The sequence below is a fragment of the Desulfobacterales bacterium genome, from assembly GCA_034003325.1.
In the GTDB taxonomy this organism is placed as follows: domain Bacteria; phylum Desulfobacterota; class Desulfobacteria; order Desulfobacterales; family JAFDDL01; genus JAVEYW01.
This window is the reverse complement of the sequence record JAVEYW010000010.1, coordinates 20,209-39,332: the sequence shown is the minus strand read 5'-3', so window position 1 is coordinate 39,332 and position 19,124 is coordinate 20,209. Positions and strand designations below refer to the sequence as shown.

16 protein-coding genes are annotated in these 19,124 nt (G+C 54.5%); 12 read left to right on the top strand and 4 right to left on the bottom strand.

Features of this window, described 5'->3' with window-relative positions; all coding sequences use genetic code 11:
* Nucleotides 1-305 precede the first annotated feature (305 nt).
* The 12 genes from RBT11_11860 to RBT11_11805 all read left to right on the top strand — a co-directional run bounded on the left by RBT11_11860 (nt 306) and on the right by RBT11_11805 (nt 15,015).
* Nucleotides 306-728: an NADH-quinone oxidoreductase subunit A gene (locus RBT11_11860; GenBank protein ID MDX9787469.1), complete on the top strand. Its 423-nt coding sequence runs from the start codon at nt 306-308 to the stop codon at nt 726-728.
* Complete coding sequence (locus RBT11_11855; protein MDX9787468.1) at nt 713-3,091, top strand: NADH-quinone oxidoreductase subunit B/C/D; 2,379 nt, start codon at nt 713-715, stop codon at nt 3,089-3,091. The genes RBT11_11860 and RBT11_11855 overlap by 16 nt, the downstream gene beginning before the upstream one ends.
* An 8-nt stretch (nt 3,092-3,099) precedes the next feature.
* Nucleotides 3,100-3,606, top strand: coding sequence for an NADH-quinone oxidoreductase subunit NuoE (nuoE, locus tag RBT11_11850; protein ID MDX9787467.1), 507 nt, complete (start codon nt 3,100-3,102; stop codon nt 3,604-3,606).
* Nucleotides 3,606-4,883, top strand: a complete 1,278-nt coding sequence (locus tag RBT11_11845; GenBank protein MDX9787466.1) for an NADH-ubiquinone oxidoreductase-F iron-sulfur binding region domain-containing protein — start codon at nt 3,606-3,608, stop codon at nt 4,881-4,883. Before nuoE ends, RBT11_11845 begins: the two co-directional genes overlap by 1 nt.
* A 58-nt stretch (nt 4,884-4,941) precedes the next feature.
* Nucleotides 4,942-7,425 (top strand): NADH-quinone oxidoreductase subunit NuoG, encoded by a 2,484-nt coding sequence (gene nuoG, locus RBT11_11840; GenBank protein MDX9787465.1) that lies wholly within the window; start codon nt 4,942-4,944, stop codon nt 7,423-7,425.
* 144 nt (nt 7,426-7,569) lie between these two features.
* A complete protein-coding gene (gene nuoH, locus RBT11_11835) occupies nt 7,570-8,565 on the top strand; it encodes an NADH-quinone oxidoreductase subunit NuoH (GenBank protein ID MDX9787464.1) in 996 nt (331 codons plus the stop codon).
* Nucleotides 8,566-8,577: 12 nt separating this feature from the next.
* Entirely contained in the window at nt 8,578-9,114 is a 537-nt protein-coding gene (nuoI, locus tag RBT11_11830; GenBank protein ID MDX9787463.1) for an NADH-quinone oxidoreductase subunit NuoI, read from the top strand.
* A gap of 159 nt (nt 9,115-9,273) precedes the next feature.
* Complete coding sequence (locus RBT11_11825; GenBank protein MDX9787462.1) at nt 9,274-9,804, top strand: NADH-quinone oxidoreductase subunit J; 531 nt, start codon at nt 9,274-9,276, stop codon at nt 9,802-9,804.
* A complete protein-coding gene (nuoK, locus tag RBT11_11820) occupies nt 9,801-10,103 on the top strand; it encodes an NADH-quinone oxidoreductase subunit NuoK (GenBank protein ID MDX9787461.1) in 303 nt (100 codons plus the stop codon). The genes RBT11_11825 and nuoK overlap by 4 nt, the downstream gene beginning before the upstream one ends.
* A gap of 117 nt (nt 10,104-10,220) precedes the next feature.
* On the top strand, nt 10,221-12,104 hold the full coding sequence (locus tag RBT11_11815) for an NADH-quinone oxidoreductase subunit L (GenBank protein MDX9787460.1): 1,884 nt from the start codon (nt 10,221-10,223) through the stop codon (nt 12,102-12,104).
* A gap of 14 nt (nt 12,105-12,118) precedes the next feature.
* Nucleotides 12,119-13,591, top strand: coding sequence for an NADH-quinone oxidoreductase subunit M (locus RBT11_11810; GenBank protein MDX9787459.1), 1,473 nt, complete (start codon nt 12,119-12,121; stop codon nt 13,589-13,591).
* Nucleotides 13,588-15,015 carry an NADH-quinone oxidoreductase subunit N gene (locus tag RBT11_11805; GenBank protein ID MDX9787458.1) on the top strand — a complete coding sequence of 476 codons (1,428 nt, stop codon included), beginning with the start codon at nt 13,588-13,590 and terminating at the stop codon, nt 15,013-15,015. The genes RBT11_11810 and RBT11_11805 overlap by 4 nt, the downstream gene beginning before the upstream one ends.
* 19 nt (nt 15,016-15,034) lie before the next feature.
* Here the strand turns inward: RBT11_11805 and RBT11_11800 are convergent, their stop codons facing one another.
* The 4 genes from RBT11_11800 to RBT11_11785 are packed head-to-tail and all read right to left on the bottom strand — an operon-like array spanning nt 15,035 to nt 19,109.
* The gene (locus RBT11_11800) at nt 15,035-15,895 is read right to left on the bottom strand and encodes a YitT family protein (GenBank protein MDX9787457.1); all 861 of its coding nucleotides are present in this window, start codon (nt 15,893-15,895) and stop codon (nt 15,035-15,037) included.
* Between the two features lie 20 nt (nt 15,896-15,915).
* A complete protein-coding gene (locus RBT11_11795) occupies nt 15,916-17,100 on the bottom strand; it encodes a response regulator (protein ID MDX9787456.1) in 1,185 nt (394 codons plus the stop codon).
* Nucleotides 17,101-17,103: 3 nt separating this feature from the next.
* Entirely contained in the window at nt 17,104-17,952 is an 849-nt protein-coding gene (locus RBT11_11790; protein ID MDX9787455.1) for an ATP-binding protein, read from the bottom strand.
* A gap of 2 nt (nt 17,953-17,954) precedes the next feature.
* A complete protein-coding gene (locus RBT11_11785; protein MDX9787454.1) occupies nt 17,955-19,109 on the bottom strand; it encodes a MinD/ParA family protein in 1,155 nt (384 codons plus the stop codon).
* Nucleotides 19,110-19,124: the final 15 nt, after the last annotated feature.

Genomic DNA, 19,124 nt, shown 5'->3' with positions numbered 1-19,124 from the left:
TATCCCAATCTTAACACAGAGGGACACTGCAATTTATGAAAGAGCCAAGTACCTGTTGGTTCCTGCCATCCAGCCCCCAGGGCACTGAACAGCCGAATTCCAAAAACACCCCATATCAACGAGTCAATGATTTCTCGAATCATCGTATTTCCAATAAACGAATTCTCGAACACTATCCCCCCGCTAACTATTTGGTTATTTGACATTTGACAATCGGCTTTTCTCTCACTAATCTTATTCAGTCACTTCATGACACCCGTTGCAGACCCTGAAAACCCGAATTGAGACGAATTGAATCGGATCGTATGCATTCAGTGACGCAAGACATGTTGCTTTCGCCTTGGGAGCCCAATGTTTTCAGCCTGGTGATCTATGGCGCTATCGTGATCGGCATCATTGCGGCCTTACTGTTCATCGCGTCCAGGATTGGTGAAAATAAGAAACAGGGGGACAAATTACTCCCCTATGAAAGCGGTGTTATTCCCACGGGCACGGCCCGCCTGCGTTACCCGGTTCCCTTTTACCTGGTGGCCATCTTTTTCCTCCTATTCGATGTGGAGGGGGCCTATATATTTTCATGGGCCATCGCCTGGGAAACTCTCGGCTGGGAGGGATGGTTTCAGATTTCTTTTTTTATCGCGGTGTTGATTGCCGGGTTGGCGTATGTTTGGAAAAAAGGAGGGCTTGATTGGGGCGTCTCGTATCGGACCTCATGCCGGAAAAAATAAGCCGGCCGCTGCTTGACGGCGCGGATACGCTGATCAATTGGGCGCGAAAGCACAGCCTTTGGCCCATGTTTTTCGGGCTGTCCTGTTGCTTTGTGGAGGAGGCGACAGCGCTGACCGCGCGTTATGATCTGGCGCGTTTCGGCGCGGAGGTGCTGCGGCCTTCTCCCCGGCAGGCGGATTTGCTGATCATTTCCGGCACCGTATTTAAAAAGGTCGCCCCGGTGGTGCTGCGCTTATATGAGCAGATGGCCGAGCCCAAATGGGTGATATCCATGGGTTCCTGCGCCAATAGCGGCGGCATGTACGATGCCTACAGCGTGGTTCAGGGCATTGATCAGATTCTACCTGTGGATGTTTATATTCCCGGATGCCCGCCCCGGCCCGAGGCGGTGTTGCAAGGGCTCATCAAACTTCAGGAAAAAATCGCATTCGAGGAAAAACCGGCCCGCTCCGTATTTCATCTTCAGGGCGGCTCCCAGGGAAGCACGGGGCCGATTCTGGTGGATCAGCAGACCAAGTCCCGGGACCCTCGCGGACCGGGAATGGCGGGGACGGCGATTCGGGGCACTTCCGCGGTGCCGCCGGTGTTTCAGGAGAGCCGATCGGATCTCATGTGGAAGCCGCCCGCGGCGCGCGTCAAATTAACGGAAGCGGACAGGCAACTGGAAAAGCGGTTGACGGATCGATTTGGGGATGGGCTGCGACTGCTTTCAGAGACATCGGATTTTCCCACTTATATCGTGCATGTGGATCGAATTGCTGATGTGCTCGAATTCTTAAAGACGCGGGCGCAACCGCGGTTTCAGCGTCTCGAAGATTTGACCGCCGTGGATGAGTCGGCCCGGCGGCGCCCCAATGAGCATCCCGATTACACGGTGGTTTATCAGTTGCTGTCTTTTGATTTACCCTGCCGGCTGCGGCTGAAGGTGCCGCTGAGCAGATGGCGTCTCGAAGTGCCCAGCGCAACCGGTATCTGGCCCTCGGCCGCGTGGTATGAGCGGGAAGTATTCGATCTGTTTGGCATTCAATTCAGCGGGCATGCAAACCTTCGGCGTCTCATTCTGCCCCCCGGGTGGAAAGGGCATCCTCTCAGAAAGGACTATCCCGGACGCGCCACTGAATTGCCGCCCTATACGCTCAGCCATGCCAGGCGCTTTCAGCCGCTGGACGCGAGTGAATTTGTCAAGCACCGGGACGGTGAGCACCCGCTGGTGCTGAACATCGGGCCGCACCATGTGAGCACCCATGGCCTGATGCGCTATATCGCGACCCTGAACGGCGAGGAGATCACCGGGCTTGAAATGGATATCGGCTATCATCATCGGGCCGTGGAAAAAATCGCGGAACGACAGAACTGGCACCAGTTTATTCCATACACGGACCGGGTGGATTATCTTGCCGGCGCCGCCAACAACCTGCCCTATGTTTTGGCCGTGGAGAAACTGGCCGGCATTAAAGTGCCCGAGCGGGCGCAGGTGATTCGGGTGATGCTCAGTGAATTATTCCGGCTTAGCAATCATCTGGTCTGGTTTGCCACCTATGCCCATGATGTGGGGGCGATGACGCCTAATTTTTATTGCTTTCGCGAGCGGGAGATGATTCTCGATATTGTTGAGCTGATCACCGGCGGTAGGCTGCATCCCTCGTGGTTTCGAATCGGCGGGGTGGCGGCGGATCTGCCGGAAGGCTGGAAAGAGGCCGTGACGGCGTTCGTTAAGATCTTCCCGGATCGGCTCAGGGAATATGAACGCCTGATTCGGCATAACCCGATCTTTAAGGCCAGAACCATAGGCGTTGGCCGAATTTCCCTGGCAAATGCCATGGATTGGGGTATAAGCGGACCCAATTTGCGGGCCTGCGGACTGGAATGGGATTTGCGGAAAAAATTTCCTTATTCCGGATATGAAAATTATGACTTCGAAGTGCCGACCGCTTCGGACGGGGATTGCTATGCCCGCTATCTTGTGCGGGTAGAGGAAATGCGGCAAAGCCTGAACATTATCTCCCAGGCGGTGGCGGGCATGCCCTCGGGCCGTTATGTCACAGATGATTATCGGTATGCGATTCCGGCGCGAAAGGACATGCTTCTAAATATCGAAAGCCTGATTCATCATTTTGTTAATGTTTCCAGCGGGCCGGCCATTCCCAGGGGGGAAGCCTATGCCTCGTGCGAGATTCCCAGGGGCGAGCAGGGCTATTATATCGTCAGTGACGCGTTGGGGTATCCGTACCGGCTGCACATTCGGTCTCCGGGTTATGCCAATGTGCAGGCCATGCCGCTGATGGCCGTGGGGGAAACGGTGGCGGATCTGATCGCCATTATCGGCTCTCTCGACTATATTTTACCGGATATCGACAGGTAACGGACTGCATGCTTCCCGATAACACACGACAGAGGCTCAAAGAAAAAATTGATAAGGTGTTGCACCCCCGGGAACTGGCCGTGGATGTGATGTACGAACTGCAAGCATATTACGGCTGGCTCACGGACGAGGCCGTCGGAGAAGCGGCCGAACTTCTGGGCATGAGTCCTCTGGAAGTCGAGGAACTGGCGACCTTTTATACCTTTACCTATCGGGAACCGGTCGGTAAGTATGTAATTCATCTTTGCGATTCCCTTATTTGCCGGATGGACGGGTTTGAATCCCTTCGGGCGCATTTAAGCCGCAAGCTCGGCATTGCCATGGGGGAAACGACGCCGGATGGCCTTTTCACCTTATTGCCGGTGTGTTGCATTGGGTACTGCGACCGGTCGCCCGCGATGCTGATCAACCGGAAGGTCTATGGCCATCTGACACCTGAAAAAGTAGACGAGATTATTGAAACGCTGAGCGCCGAAGCCCGGCCGGAAAAATCAAAACAGGATCAAAACGCGTAATGGCAGCAGACTATCCCAGGGTCCTCTTTCAGAATCGAAAGCCCGACCGTATCGCCACGCTCGCGGAATACCGCGAAAGCGGCGGGTATCGGGCGCTGGCCGACGTGCTGGAAAATAGTTCCCCCAAGGATGTGATTCAAACGCTCCTGAACGCCTCGCTGCTCGGGCGGGGCGGGGCGGCCTTTCCCGCGGGCGCCAAACTGATGACCGTTGCGGAAGATGCGCCTTTTCCGCGCTACATTGTCTGCAACGCCGATGAGATGGAGCCGGGCACCTTTAAGGACCGGGTGCTCATTCACGCGGATCCGCATATGATCATCGAAGGCATGATTCTATCCGGTTATGCGGCAAAAGCGGCATACGGCATTTTCTTTATTCGGCCTGAATATGAAAGCGCGGCGAGAATTCTTGAAAGGGAAATCGAGATCGCCCATGCAGCCGGTTTTTTGGGTGAGCGGATACTCGGCAGTGATTATTCGCTCTCCATCGTGGTGCACCGAAGCGCGGGCCGATACATCTGCGGCGAGGTGACCGCGCAGTTGAACGCGCTGATGGGCAAGCGGCCCAACCCCAAACAACCGCCGCCCTATGCGACGGATAAGGGCCTTTGGGGCCAACCCACGGTTCTTCAGAATGTGGAAACCCTGGCCTGCATTCCCCATATTCTTCGAAACGGCGTGGATTGGTTTAAATCCCTGGCCTTGACGCCGGGCGCGGCCGGTACGAAACTCTTCTGCGTGAGCGGCCGGGTCAAACGGCCCGGATGTTACGAGCTTCCTCTGGGGGTTCGGTTGAGCGAAATCATCGAAACCCATGCCGGCGGTATGCTCGAGGGCTCCGAATTCAAGGCATGCCTGCCGGGAGGCGCGTCCACGGGCTTTTTAACCCGGGAACAGTATGACATCGAGATGGATTTTGATTCCCTTAAAAAAGTTGGCAACCGGCTGGGAACCGGTGCGATTATGGTCATGGACCAAAAGACCTGCCTGGTGGGCGCAACCTTGAACCTGATCGAATTTTTCAGCCGTGAGTCCTGCGGGTGGTGCACGCCCTGTCGTGAAGGGCTGCCCTATATTCGGGACCTTCTCTTTCGGATCGAGCATGGCGATGGGGATGCGGCCTTTATTCCCATGCTGACGCAAATGAGCGGCCATCTCTGGCGTGCCTATTGCGCGTTTGCGCCCGGCGCAGCCTCACCGTTGGAGAGTTTGTTGAAACATTTTGGTGATGAAGTGGAAGAACATATCCATCAACGCAAGTGCCCCTTTGGCGCTTGATCCGCGTGCGGCCGGGTTTCACCGATGCCGCGGCTGATAGACAACTGAGTGCCCTTTTATGCCCAGAATCGTTATAGACAATCGGGAAATTGATGTCGCTCCGGGAACCAAAGTGATTCACGCGGCTGAACAGCTTGGCATCATGATACCCCGGTTCTGCTATCACCCGGCCCTCGGCTCGGTCGGGGCGTGTAGAATATGCGCCGTGAATTTTCTCGACGGACCGGTGAAAGGAATTCAGATGAGCTGCATGGTGAATGCGGCCGACGGGATGGTGGTTTCCACTGCGGATGCGCAAGCCATGGACTTTCGAAAACAGGTGGTGGAATGGCTCATGATGAATCATCCCCACGATTGCCCGGTCTGCGATGAAGGCGGCCACTGTCTGCTGCAGGAGATGACGATTTCCGGCGGTCACGGCCGGCGAAGATATTCGGGCCTGAAACGCACCTATATGGATCAATTCCTGGGGCCCTTGATTCAGCAGGAGATGAACCGTTGCATTCATTGCTACCGGTGCGCACGTTTTTATCAGGAGATAACGGGGTATCGGGATTTCGGTGTCTTGCGAATCGGGTCGCGCACGAGCTATGGCCGTTTTTCGGAAGGTGCGCTCGAAAGCCCGTTTTCAGGGAATCTGGCGGATATTTGCCCGACCGGCGTGTTTACGGATAAACCCGCCCGATATAAGGGCCGGCGATGGGATTTTGAACGCAGTCCTTCGGTTTGCATTCACTGTTCACTTGGGTGCCACACCGTCGTCAGCGCCCGGTACCGGGAAATCGTCCGGCAGGAGGCCGGAATCAACCCCACGGTAAACGGTCATTTTATCTGCGATCGGGGCCGGTACGGCTTTTATTACGCCAACCTTGAATCCAGACCTCGAAAGGCCCTGATCGAAGGCCGGCCGGAAAGCCGGCACGAGGCCCTTCAATACATTTTCGATAAACTGAAAGCCATTGAAACCGGTTTCGGAACACAAGCGGTTGCCGGACTCGGTGCTTCCCGCAGCAGCCTGGAAACGCAAGCCATGCTGCTGAAAATCTGCCGTGCGAACCAGTGGCGGGAACCGGCCTATTTTATCGACGCGGCCCTGGGCGCAACGGTAAAAGCTGCGCAATCGGGCTTAAGCTTACAAACTGCTGTTTCTCTGGGGCAGGTGGTGAATGCGGATGTCATTTTAGTGGTCGGCGCCGACCCGGTGAACGAGGCGCCCATGCTGGCCCTGGAATTGAACAAGGCTCACAGAAAAGGGGCGAATATTGTTGTGATGGACCCGCGTCCGGTTGAATTGCCTTTTGAATTTAACCAGGTGCCGGTAGCCCCGCAGCAGCTTGCGCGCTATTTGGGCCGGCTGATGACCGATACCGTCACCCGGGAGGCGGCCCGGACCGTCGGCGTCGCCGCGTTGAGCCGATATGATGCGCTATGTGCCGATTCGGAACCGTTGCCGGCCTTTTGGGAAGAGATGAAAACCGTGGCCCGGGCCCTTTGCGAAAGCAAGCACCCGTTGATAATTTGTGGAACGGCCGTTGTTCCCCCGACCCTACCAGCGCTTTCAGCCGATTTTGCCATGGGGCTGAAAGTGATGGAAAAGGCCTCGGGATTATTCTATCTTCTGCCCGGTCCCAATGCGTACGGCGCCGGTCTTTTGTCGATGAGCCCCAACGCTTTTGAGCAGATTATAGCCGATATCGAGGCGGATCGGGTCCGCGCCCTGATTGTGGTGGAAAGTGATCTCTTCCGGTTCGTGTCGGATAAGGCCCGGCTTTCCCGCGCCCTGGACCGGCTGTCGTTGTTGGTGGTGTTGGATTATATTCACTCCGACCTATTGAAAAAAGCGCATGTGGTGTTACCCGTCGAAACAATATACGAAGCGGGGGGTGTTTTTATCAATCAGGAAGCGCGTGCGCAGATGATTGCGCCGGTGTTTAAAGGCGGCGTGCCGATCCTGCAGACCGGCGGCGGCGCTCATCCACCGAGGGATTACGGGGTAAATGCGGCCGAAGGGGACGGTTTTCCGGCCTGGCTGACCCTTGCCTGCCTGGCGGACAAAACGCTGTCGCCGGATCGATCGGCCGTGCGGAAAGAACTCTGGCAGTGGATGCGAAACACGGTGCCGGAATTAAATAATTTGCCGCAAATGAATTCCTTTCCGCCGGACGGCGTTCGGTTGCTTGCAACGGTTCGCGCTTTCGATCGGAATTCATTTGACGAAACGATGAGCACCCGTGCCTGTTTAGAACCTTCCACCGGCTTAATGCTGATATCGGTGGACCGAACCTTCGGCACCGAGGTGCTTTCTCGGCTTTCACCCTGCCTGCACGCCTTGGAAAAGCCGGCCGCCCTTTTGATGAATGCACGGGATGCCGAACGGCTGAAACTGGCCGACGGGGACCGGATTACCCTTGAACTGAAAAGCGGTTCCGTGGAAGTAATGCTTTGCACCTCGAATCACATGGCAGACGGTGTATGTTTTATTTCCGGTGCGGAGGCTTTGGTATGGGAATGCAGCGGCACTAGCAACGCCGTGGAAGGGTGATCAGATGGAGGCCGTGTCACTGTTTGAGCCTTAAAGGCGAGTTTGACACGGCTGGAATCTGATTATCCTTCCACGGCGGTGCGGCCTACGAAGAGATATGCGAAACCTTCAACTTTCAGTTTCGCTGAATTAGATGGTGGTAGAATGATGTGGCATTGGGCGATCGGGTTTATTTTTTTGCTGATCAAATTGGGCATCGTGCTGGCAGCGCTGCTCCTGGCGGCGGCTTACCTGGTGTGGGTGGAGCGAAAATTGCTGGCAAGATTTCAGGTTCGCCTCGGGCCCAACCGGGCGGGCAAATTCGGATTGCTTCAGCCGATTGCCGATTCCATCAAAATGCTCACCAAGGAGGATATTGTCCCGGAATTGGCGGACAAGACGCTCTTTTTGCTCGCCCCAGGGTTCGTGGCGGTCACGGCGTTGTTGATGTTTGCCGTGGTTCCCATCGGACCGGACATTCTCGTCGGCGGGCAAAAGGTATCCCTTGTCGTCACCGATATCAATGTCGGGTTGTTATACGTATTTGCCTTATCCTCTCTGGGTGTGTACGGGGTTGCGATCGGCGGATGGGCCGCCAATTCCAAATACAGTCTGCTGGGCGGCATTCGGGGCGCGGCCCAGATGATCAGCTATGAGCTTTCCCTCGGGCTTTCGCTCGTGCCTGTAGTGATGATGGCCCGATCGTTTAGCCTGGTGGATATCGTGAACGCGCAGACAGATTACCCGTTTATCCTATTTCAGCCGCTTTCCTTTATCATTTTCCTGATCAGCGCCATGGCGGAGAGCAAGCGAATCCCCTTTGATTTGCCGGAGGCGGAAAATGAATTGGGGGCTGGATTCCATACGGAATACAGCGGCATGCGCTTTGGCCTCTTTTTCCTCGGGGAATATGTGCATATTCAGGTGCTGGGCGCCCTGATGGCTGTTTTTTTTCTTGGCGGCTGGCGGGGGCCATTGCTGCCGCCGCCGGTATGGTTGATGGTGAAAGTATTTCTGGTTGCATTTGTGATGATATGGATGCGCGGAACCCTGCCGCGGCTTCGCTACGATCAGTTGATGGCGCTGGGATGGAAGGTCTTGATTCCCGCGGCGCTGGTGAACATCGTGGCGACCGGGGCCGTCATGCAATATTTTAAATGAAAATGAGAAATGATGAGTTCGGCGATTGACGCATTAAAAGCACTGGCGGCCGGATTTGCAACGACCTTCGTGCACCTGTTCCGAAAACCCATTACGGAACAATATCCGGAGGTCAAGCGGCCGTTGCCGGCCCGAACCCGGGCGCGAATCATTTTAACCCGTGATCCGGACGGCCGGGAGCGTTGCGTTGCTTGTTATCTGTGCTCGGGGGTGTGCCCGGTGAGCTGCATTTCGATGCAGTCCGCGGAGCAGGAGGACGGCAGGCGCTACGCCGAATGGTTTCGCATCAATTTTGCCCGCTGCATATACTGTGGGCTTTGCGAGGAGGCGTGCCCCACCGCTGCCATTCAGTTGACCCCCTTTTTTGAAACCTGCGAGCGAAATATTCTATCCCTCGTGGCTGAAAAGGAAGATCTGTTGGTGAATCACTGCGGAAAGGATACCGAGTACAACTTTTATCGCTATGCCGGCGTGGTGACGCGGGAAGGGGGCAAGGGCAGCCATGAGAGGGAGGATAAGCCGGTGAACCCGAGGAGCAATATGCCGTGAAAGGCTGGGAGGCTGGGAAGCTGGGGAGGCTGGGAGGCTGGGAGGCTGGGAAGCTGGGGAAGCTGGGAGGCTGGGCAGCTAACGACCTGAAAGCGATCAAAGCGCGGTTAAGCAGCCAAGCATTCTTTTAACCCTTAATTCTCGACACGCAACGTTAAAATGACGCTTTATTCGATTATATTTTATATTCTCGGCCTTGAAATTCTCGTTACGACGGTTCTGGCCGTGAGCCGACACGACATGGTGCATGCCGTTATTTATCTGATCATGTCTTTTTTCGGCAGCGCCCTGTTGTTTTTTTTGCTCGGTGCGCCTTTTTTGGGGGCGCTTGAAGTTATTATTTATGCCGGGGCCATCATGATCCTGTTTCTGTTTATCGTCATGATGCTGAACATGAAAAAAACGGGGAAACCCGATTTTCCGTCGACGCAATGGGTGCCTGCGGCCGCGTTGAGCCTTTGTGTGCTGATGCTGATCGGACTGTTGGCGTTTATCGACCCGAGTAATCATGTGCCGCTGGAAAGCGCGATGGCGAGCCCGAAAGCATTTGGTGAATTTCTTTTCCGGCAACATTGGCTGTCCATTGAAATTATCTCGCTGCTGCTCCTGGTGGCGCTGATCGGTGCCTTGGCCTTGGGAAGACAAGCGCCGGGTGAGCCGCGGAAAGAAGAAAGCGAGACCCCATCATGATCGTACCGTTAAGCCATGTGATGGCATTGGCCGGCGTTCTCTTTCTCATCGGCATGTTCACGGTGACGGCCAGACGCAATCTGATCATGATGCTTCTAGGGGTGGAAATCATGCTCAACGCGGGCGCCATTATGTTTGTGGGCGCGGCCCTGCGCTGGGGGCAACTGGAAGGCCAGGCCTTTGTGATTTTTATTCTGGCCGTTGCCGCGGCTGAAGTGTCCGTGGGGCTGGCGATGATCGTCCGGGTGCACCGCCGGTGCGGTTCGATTGACCCGGGAGAACTTAATTTGCTGAAATGATTTTGATCCGGAGATGCTAATAGCTAATAGCTGGTAGCTGATAGCTAAATGCTGATAGCTGATAGCTGACAGCCAAGAGCCGGAAGTCGACAATCGACCGGCGTGGATAGAGACCCTATGATCGATTTAATTGCTATTTCCCCGGACCTGATGGCGGCTGTTTCGGCGACGTTGACGCCGTTTGCCGCCTTTTTCCTGATTATCATTTTTTTTCGGGCACGCCCTAAGGTTTCAGCTGCCTTGTCCATCGGCGCTATCGGGGTCGCGTTTATCAGTGCGGTTTTCCTATTGATTCGGCACTGGGAGATAACCGGGCCGATCGTTATGACCGGGCGCTGGATGGGCACAAAAGGGTTTACGCTGCCGTTCGGCTTTTTTCTGGATCCGGTGAGCCTGTTGATGCTGACCGTGGTGACGGCGATCTGCCTGCTGGTTCAGATATACTCGCTAGGCTATATGGCGGGAGATTCCGGTTTTTCGCGATATTATGCCGAGATGTCGTTATTTGCCTGGGCCATGACCAGCCTGACAGTGTCTCCCACCTTATTGCAGCTCTACATTTTTTGGGAGCTGGTGGGGCTTTCCTCTTATCTGTTGATCGGCTTCTGGTTTGAAAAATTCAGCGCAACGCAGGCCGGGAAAAAAGCCTTTGTCATGACGCGGGCCGGGGATGTAGCTTTTTTTCTCGGAATCCTGCTGGTGTTCTATGGCCTCGGCTCGCTTAATTTTACGGATATCAATGCCCCTGAATCGGCCGCCCGCATGCCGCCGCTGCTTCTGACCGTGTCCGCCTTACTGATATTCTGCGGCATTATCGGCAAAAGTGCGCAATTTCCCTTGATGACTTGGCTGCCGGACGCCATGGAGGGCCCGACGCCTGTCAGCGCCCTGTTGCATTCGGCCACGATGGTGGCAGCCGGAGTGTTTTTAATGGCGCGCCTGTTTCCCTATTTCAGCCAATCCGAAACGGTCATGACGATCTGCATGAGCGTCGGATGCATTAGCATGCTTTTGGCCGCTACCATGGCCATGGTGAGCCGTGATATCAAACAGGTGTGGGCTTACTCCACTATCAGCCAACTGGGGTTGATGATAATGGGACTTGCTGCGGGTGATCGCTTTAGCGGCTTGTTTCATCTGACCACCCATGCCGGGTTTAAGGCATTGCTCTTTCTTTGTTCCGGCGTGTTTATTCATGCCTTTGGCACCAATGATGCGCAAACGCTCGGGAAAAAGCATTGCCGCCGAATGAAGCTGCCCATGATCTGCCTGGTGATCGGTGTCATGGCCCTGTCCGGGTTGCCACCGTTTTCCGGCTTTTTTTCCAAGGAGTCCATCATGACGGCCTTGGCCGGATTGAATAATCCCATCTGGCTGGCAGCCGCGCTGGTGGGCGTGTTTTTGACGGCTTATTACGCCTTTCGCCTTGTCTTTCTGATGCTATTGCCGGATAAACCGGAGGAAACAGCCAATGAGGCGCCCCACTTGCATGGGGTTGCGGGCGTGATGGCTCTGCCGTTGATTATTCTGGCGGGGGTCACCGTGGGGATGGGCTTTTTTGATACGGATTTGGCGGGTTTTTTAAGGGGCGCGGTGACGCCCTCGGATTACCCCTTCTCCCATTCGCCCTGGCTTCCCATTACGGCCATGGGACTGGCCGTAATGGGGGGATTGCTTTCCTGGGTTGAATTCGGTCGAAGCGGGGCAGCGCGCAAAGGGTTTGTGGCGCGGGTGCCGGCGCTACTGAATTTATTTCAAAACCGGTGGTATCTGGATCACTTGTATCGATTCCTTGTGGATCGAGTAATCGACCGGGGTATTTCACGGTTCTGCGCGCAAAACGATCAGCGGGTGATCGACGGTGTCATTGACGGGTTTGCCGAAGAAACGGTGTCGGCCGGGCGGCGGGTGTCGATGCTGCATGCGGGCATGATTCAGCATCGGATAGTGGTCACATTTGCCATTGTGGTGTTTTTGGCCTTGTACTTCTTTTTGTCGTGAGGATAGCCTGTTTCATGGTGCTTACTGAATTTCCCTATCTTTCCACCATTCTGTTAACCTGCGTGGCCGGGTTTACCCTGATTCTGTTGACCCCGGGGGCCCATGCCCGGCGAATCAAATGGATCAGCGCCGCGTTTTCAGGCACTACCCTGCTGCTTGCGCTCTGTCTCTTTTTTGCCTATGACACGCAACGCGGCGGGCTGCAATTTGTGGAGAAATTGCCCTGGGTGCCTTTGCTCGGCATCACCTATTATCATGCGGCGGACGGTTTTAGCCTGCCGAACCTGCTGCTGACGGGCATCGTGTTTTTCACGGGCGTGCTCACCATGTGGGAGCTAAAGGAGCGGGTGAAGGAATTTTTTGCCCTTTATTTTGCCTTGGTGACCGGCGTGTTCGGCCTGTTCATGAGCATGGATCTTTTTTTCATTTTCGTCTGGTACGATGTGTCCCTGTTTCCGATGTATCTTTTGATCGTTATCTGGGGAGGCACCCGTAAAGAATACGGCGCCATGAAGCTGACCCTTTATCTTCTGGCGGGAAGCGCCCTGATTCTGCCGGCCATTGTCTACCTGTATGTCCATTCCGGCTTAAACACCTTTTCGGTGACCGAGCTGATGAAGCCGGGCGTCTTTACCCCCGAGCAGCAACGGTTTGCTTTTATCTTTCTTTATATCGGATTCGGTATTCTGGCAGGCCTGTGGCCGTTTCACACCTGGTCGCCGGTTGGCCATGTGGCGGCCCCGCACGGCGTGAGCATGCTGCATGCGGGTGTACTGATGAAAATCGGCGCGTTCGGTGTGCTGCGGGTGGCCATTTTTATCTGCCCGCACGGATGGCAGTACTGGTCTTCGCTCATGGCGTTTCTGGCGGCATTTGGTATTATATACGGCGCATTGGCCGGTCTTCGACAGACCGATCTGAAATACGTTATCGGCTACTCCAGTGTTTCGCACATGGGCATTGTCGGCCTGGGACTGTCCACCGTATCGGTGGACGGGTTAAACGGCGCGGTGTTTCAGATGTTCGCCCACGGGGTGATGACGGCGCTGCTGTTTTCCTCGGTGGGGTACATCTACGACCGGACTCACACCAAGCAGATGGACGAGTTGGGGGGCCTAAGCCGGGTGATGCCCGTGGCATCCGCTTATTTTATTGTCGCGGCCCTGGCGGGCATGGGGGTCCCCTGCCTTGCCAGTTTTTGGGGAGAGCTGATCGTGTTTATCGCGGCGTTTCGGGTATATCCCGTGCGCGGCGCGCTATCTGTCCTGGCCCTCGTGGTCAGCGCCCTTTTCATGCTTCGGGTGGTGCAACGCACGTTTTATGGTGAAAAGAGGGAGAAATATGCGCATCTCGCGGATGTTTCCTTTACCCTGGGAATTCCCAGAATGCTTCTGGTTACGGTGTTGATCATCTTCGGGCTATGTCCCTTTTTACTTCTCGATGTCATCGAGACGGCGTCCGTCCCATTGATACAGGGGTTGCCATGACACACTGGATGCGGTTTGCGCCCGAGTTGATCTGCTTTTTTTCTGTTGCCGTGTTTCTCGTCCTGGCGATGGCCAGGCAGCCCGAACCGGTTCGGAATCATCGCGCCTCACTTTTTCTTTCCGGACTCGGCGTCCTGGTCTGCCTGGCGGCCATGAAGGTGAATGGCGATCTTTTTGCCGGAGTTTACCGGGTGGATTTTTTTTCGCAGGTATTTAAGCTGCTGTTATCCATCGGGCTTTTTTGTGTTCTTTGTCTTTGCTCGGAGCTGAACGGAATCTCACGGCGCTATCAGGCCGAGGTTTTTCTTCTGCTCTTCGCCTGTACCCTGGCCATGATGCTGCTGGTCAGCGGGGTGCATTTGTTGAGCATCTACGTTGCGCTCGAATTATCCAGCTATTGCCTCTATATTCTGGTATCCCTTCGAAAAGATGCGGCCATGGGCCTTGAGGCCGGACTTAAATACTTTCTGGTGGGCATTTCGGCTTCGGCGGTGATGCTTTTCGGAATTTCCGTCCTGTACGGTACGACCGGCGCATTGCACCTGAATGAGCTTATGCGCATACTGCCCCATGCGTTGGAACGACCGGTCGTGATGGTGGGCCTTTTTCTGACCTTGAGCGGGTTTTTCTTCAAACTGGCCTTATGTCCGTTTCACATCTGGGCCCCGGATGCTTACCAGGGCGGCGCAAACCAGGTCGCCGCCTATATCGCCACCGTCTCGAAGGTGGCGGCCGCCGCGGTATTGATGCGGGTGGTTGGAACCGGTGCGCTCGGCAGCGGTCATTTGGTTTATGGATTGGCCTTTCTATCGATTGCGACCATGACCATCGGAAACCTGGCGGCTATTGGTCAAACGGATCTGAAACGATTGCTGGCCTATTCGAGTATCGCCCACGCCGGGTATATTTTGATCGGCATACTAAGTGTCGGGGCGGCCGGGCCAGTGGGCGTCGTATTTTACGCGGCAGCCCTGCTGCTGATGAAACTATCGGTCTTTTTCGTCGTGATCAAAGTGGCCTGTACCGGCGAGAATCCCGGCATCGCGGATTTGGCCGGCCTGCACCGGCGTGCGCCGATCCTTGCGCTGCTCCTCCTGGTGACCCTTTTCAGCCTGGCCGGCATTCCGCCGTTTATCGGCTTTACAGCCAAGCTGTTGATTTTTACGGGCGCCATGAAAGCCGGTCATTTCGGCCTGGTTCTGGTCGCCATGCTCAATGTGGTGGTATCGCTATATTACTACCTGCTCGTCCTTAAAGCCGCCTATTTTCTGCCGTACGACGAAGCAGCCCCCCGAATCCCCCTATCCGTTGCTGCCCGTGGATTTGCCCTTTGCGCCATGTTGCTCATGGTGACCGGCGGCATTTATCCGGGCGGGCTGGTCGCTGTTGCGGATGCGGCGATAAAGGCCTTGATGCAGCCCTGATCTGCCCAAACGCCTATTTCTAATAAACCTTGGGGCTTGAAAATCTTTTGCCGAGCACGTTGAATGTGTTTTCCATGATAACAAATGCATCCGGATCAGTTGTAAAAACGATCTCTTCCACCCTTTTGAGCTCATGGTTGTTGACCACGGTCAGAAGAATTTTTTTGGGCTGTCCCGAGTAAGCGCCGCTGCCGTCCAGAAAGGTGGCGCCATGTCGTATTTTTTCAAGCACCTGGTCGGCAATTTGTTGCGAGTAGTCCGAAATGATCAACACCATTTTTCGCTGGTTGAACATGCTGAGCACGTAATCCAACGTCTGGGCCGTGATGAAGGTCTGGGCCAGAGAATAGAGCATGATATCCAAATCCAGTACGGTTAGACTAAAGGTGAAAATGATAATGTTAAAAAAGAAAAAAAACGCGCCCATGCGCAGATTGAATTTTTGATTGAGGATTACCGCGAGGATATCCGCGCCGCCGGCCGATCCCAGGGAGTGAAGTATAATCCCGGCTCCGGTTCCCATGATGGCGCCGCCGGCCAGTGCCGACAGGATTGGGTCTTTAATGCCGATCTCGATTGAAATCAGGTCGATGGCGGCTGCGGAAATGAGCATGCCGAAGGTGCTGTAATAGAAAAAGCGTTTGCTGACATATATCCATCCCAGCAGAAACAGCGGAATATTCACGATGAAATACCAAAAACCCGGCGAAAAAATATCGGTTGCATAATAGACCAGCAGGCAAACGCCTGAAATTCCGCCGGTGATGAACCCGTGAGGGACAGCGATGGCCTTCAGGCCCAGACTGAAAATAACGGCTCCGACGGTGATTAAGAATAAATTCCATGGGATATTGTATCGGTATCCTTTGGTTGATATCATAAAATGTTTATCTCCACTTTTTATATGGGTACGAGTTCGGCGCATCCAATACGGGAAAGATACACGAGATCAAGGAATTCAGCGGCAAGCGCGGCATTGGCCGCCTTTTCCGGGCAATGGTCCAGATAATCAGCTATATGAACAGCCGTAAGCGCGGAAAACGCAGTTTCATTTGCTGCGTCCGGTGCGTGGTGAAAGGAAATGGCGTGGGTAATCGGAGACGGAATGCCCCAAAGCCCCATCAGGTATGCGCCGATCTTAGCATGCGTGACGCCGAAGACTGCTTGTTCCAGATGCAAAAATTCGATGAAAGTGGACGGTTTTTGCGCTGCGATCGCTTTCATTTGTTGCGGGAAATTTGCCAGCATTACCAGTTTTCCGCAATCGTGAAGAAGCCCTGCCATGAAGGCCTGGTCCGCAACTTCACGGGATTGGTTTTTATTTTCCGCTAGTTTTTTCGCCAGCTGCCCGGTATTGAGGCTGTGCTGCCATAACCCCTTGACCAGAGAAGCAAAGGCTTTCGGCACGTCAAACTGAGTGAATATCTGAAGGGAAAGCACGAGGGATTTGACGATATCAAGCCCCAGCAGCAAAGCAGCCTGCTCCGGGCTTGTAATGCGATGGCGCAATCCGAAAAAGGCGGAGTTGACCAACTGAAGTATTTTGGATGACATGGCGATATCGCTGGTAATGATTTGCCCGACCTTTTTGATGGAAGGAGAGGGGGCTTTGAGTTCAGCCAGAATCTCCCCATAGAGTGCGGGAAGACTCGGCAACGCGTCGATTCGACACACAATGGCGCGAAGCGCGTCATCTTCGAGTTCATGGCGAAGCGATATGGTCTGCTCGATTTTTTCTTTCAGATGATCCGCCCGACAGGGCTTGGCGATAAACTGATGGGCGATTTGGACCGATTTCATGACGAGGGACTGATCGACTTCTCCTGAAAAGATGACGCGTATGACATGAGGATATCTTTCTTTTACCTCCCGAAGAAGCTCAATGCCCGTCATGCCGGCCATTCGAAAATCGGTGAGAATAACGTCCGCCGGCTGGTTTTCCAGAAAGGCCAAGGCTTCTGCGCCGCCCCGGGCAAAGGCCATGTCCCATAGATGCCGGTACGCATGAAGGGATCGCTTTAAGCCCATCAGCAGGTTGGGTTCATCATCCACAAAAAGAATGCTGCGTTTTTCCGGGAGGTTCATCGGTTATGTTTCCCGGTCGGAGAGCGGAAGGCGTATAATAAAGGTGGTGCCTGATGGTGACTGGGTTTCGAAGCGGATTGACCCCCCGTGGTTGGCGATAACCGAGGCGCTGATAGCCAAGCCTTGCCCGGTGCCTTTGCCCACCGGTTTGGTGGTAAAGAAGGGATCGAAAATTTTGGGTTGAATACTTTCCGGAATGCCGGAACCCGTATCGCTGATACGAATTTCCACCCATTCGGTTTGCCGACGGGTTTGAATGACGATTTTGCCAATCCTTCCGGGGGCGTCCGCGATGGTATCGTCGATGGCATCCGTGGCATTCACGATCAGGTTTAAGATGACCTGGTTGATTTCACCGGGCTGACAAGGCACTCTTGGAAGAGAGTCGTCTAAATCCGTTTCCACTTCGGCGACGCGTTTCCAGATATTGCGCGTCACCATCACCGTGTCGTAAATTGATTTGTTGATGTCCACCGCTTTTTTTTCCATTAATCCGGGATGGGAAAAATCGCGCATGGCGTTGACGATCTGCGTAATGCGGGTCATGCCGTCCAATGATTGGCGAATGGCTTCCGGAATCTGATCGAGAAGATAGTCTACTTCGGCGTTTTCCAGCACTGCCTGAAGGTCTTGAAGGGTTTTTGCCGTCACAGAGCCGGCTTTTACCGCCTGATAAAGCAGGGCATAGTGCGTTAACACCTTTTGAAACCCGTCAAATGCATCCTGTAAAAAAAAGATGTTATCGCTGACATACTGTGCCGGTGTGTTGATTTCATGGGCAATGCCCGCAGCCAGCTGGCCCAGGACAGCCATGTTTGAATTGGGGCTGGTGTTTGTGTCCGAGGTTACCAATGTTAGCTTTCTCCTTTGGCTCTATTTTGTTTCCGCGCCACATAGGCTTCAAAATCAAGGGCAATCACCGGCGGCAGCTGGCTTTCGGCCGGTCCTCCGGGCGGGGTGTCATCGGCGGCCTGACGATCTGTCGGTTTGCCCAGAAACTGCCGAAATTCACCCAGTTCTCGGGAAATATCCGTTGTGGCCGTTACCAGCCGATTGAGAGAAAACAATATCTGTTGCGATATGGCGGATACTTCCAAGGGGATAATGCCGGGGGACTCATTGTTGACTGCCGCTTTTTCCGCCGGCGGCGGCGCCAAGGGCGCTTCGGACGGCTTGGCGGGTTTTTGGTGAGGCATTCGCAGCGGGCCTTGGGCGATTTGCGAATATTTATGCCAGAAGGTATTTAATCCCTCGTCCGCGGCAGCGGCGTTGGGACGGTCATCCAGCAGGTTTTGAGCCAATCGGCCGATAGCGCCGGCCGCGCGTCCGTTCGGATACAGGGTGACAAAGGGTCTTTGTCTGGCAACGGCTTCGGCCACCCCTTCATCTAACGGCAAGCTGCCGATATAGAGAATATCCAGCGGAAGGTATTTTCGGACGGTCTCTCTGAATTTTTCAAAAATAGTTTGCGCAAATCGTTCATGTTTTGCCTGGTTGATGACGACCTTTACCGGATTGCGATACCCGTTTAAGGAAAGCACTTTTAGAAGCGAGTATCCGTCCGTTAACGAGGTGGGCTCCGGAATGATCACCAACAGAACTTCCTCTGCCGCCATGCAAAAGGAAAGGACTTCACGCGAGATGCCGGCGGATGTGTCGAAAATCAGAATATCGTACCCCTCAAGACAGGAAAAGGAAGCAATCAGGCGGCTCAGAGGGTCGCCTTGAAGGCCCGTGAGCTTTTCAACCCCGGTTCCGCCCGGAATGATGGCGATTCCGCTCGAATCTTGAATAATAATATCAGACAAGTGTTTTTCGCCGTTGATGACATCTTCCAGGTCGAATTCCGGTCGTATTCCCAGAAGAATATTGATGTTGGCCAGTCCCAAGTCCGCGTCAAAAACACAGGGGCGATGCCCCTCTCTGGCTAGTTGCACCGCCAGGTTGACGCTGATATTGGTTTTACCGACACCGCCCTTTCCGCTTGTAACGGTTATGATCCTCGCCATGATGTGTTCCTTAAA

Coding starts and splice junctions, on each gene's coding strand:
- nuoG (MDX9787465.1), top strand. CDS start 4,942: ATGCCCAGAATCGTTATAGACAATCGGGAAATTGATGTCGCTCCGGGA.
- RBT11_11785 (MDX9787454.1), bottom strand. CDS start 19,109: ATGGCGAGGATCATAACCGTTACAAGCGGAAAGGGCGGTGTCGGTAAA.
- nuoH (MDX9787464.1), top strand. CDS start 7,570: ATGATGTGGCATTGGGCGATCGGGTTTATTTTTTTGCTGATCAAATTG.
- RBT11_11800 (MDX9787457.1), bottom strand. CDS start 15,895: ATGATATCAACCAAAGGATACCGATACAATATCCCATGGAATTTATTC.
- nuoK (MDX9787461.1), top strand. CDS start 9,801: ATGATCGTACCGTTAAGCCATGTGATGGCATTGGCCGGCGTTCTCTTT.
- RBT11_11810 (MDX9787459.1), top strand. CDS start 12,119: ATGGTGCTTACTGAATTTCCCTATCTTTCCACCATTCTGTTAACCTGC.
- nuoI (MDX9787463.1), top strand. CDS start 8,578: ATGAGTTCGGCGATTGACGCATTAAAAGCACTGGCGGCCGGATTTGCA.
- RBT11_11860 (MDX9787469.1), top strand. CDS start 306: ATGCATTCAGTGACGCAAGACATGTTGCTTTCGCCTTGGGAGCCCAAT.
- RBT11_11825 (MDX9787462.1), top strand. CDS start 9,274: ATGACGCTTTATTCGATTATATTTTATATTCTCGGCCTTGAAATTCTC.
- RBT11_11815 (MDX9787460.1), top strand. CDS start 10,221: ATGATCGATTTAATTGCTATTTCCCCGGACCTGATGGCGGCTGTTTCG.
- RBT11_11855 (MDX9787468.1), top strand. CDS start 713: ATGCCGGAAAAAATAAGCCGGCCGCTGCTTGACGGCGCGGATACGCTG.
- RBT11_11805 (MDX9787458.1), top strand. CDS start 13,588: ATGACACACTGGATGCGGTTTGCGCCCGAGTTGATCTGCTTTTTTTCT.
- RBT11_11795 (MDX9787456.1), bottom strand. CDS start 17,100: ATGAACCTCCCGGAAAAACGCAGCATTCTTTTTGTGGATGATGAACCC.
- nuoE (MDX9787467.1), top strand. CDS start 3,100: ATGCTTCCCGATAACACACGACAGAGGCTCAAAGAAAAAATTGATAAG.
- RBT11_11845 (MDX9787466.1), top strand. CDS start 3,606: ATGGCAGCAGACTATCCCAGGGTCCTCTTTCAGAATCGAAAGCCCGAC.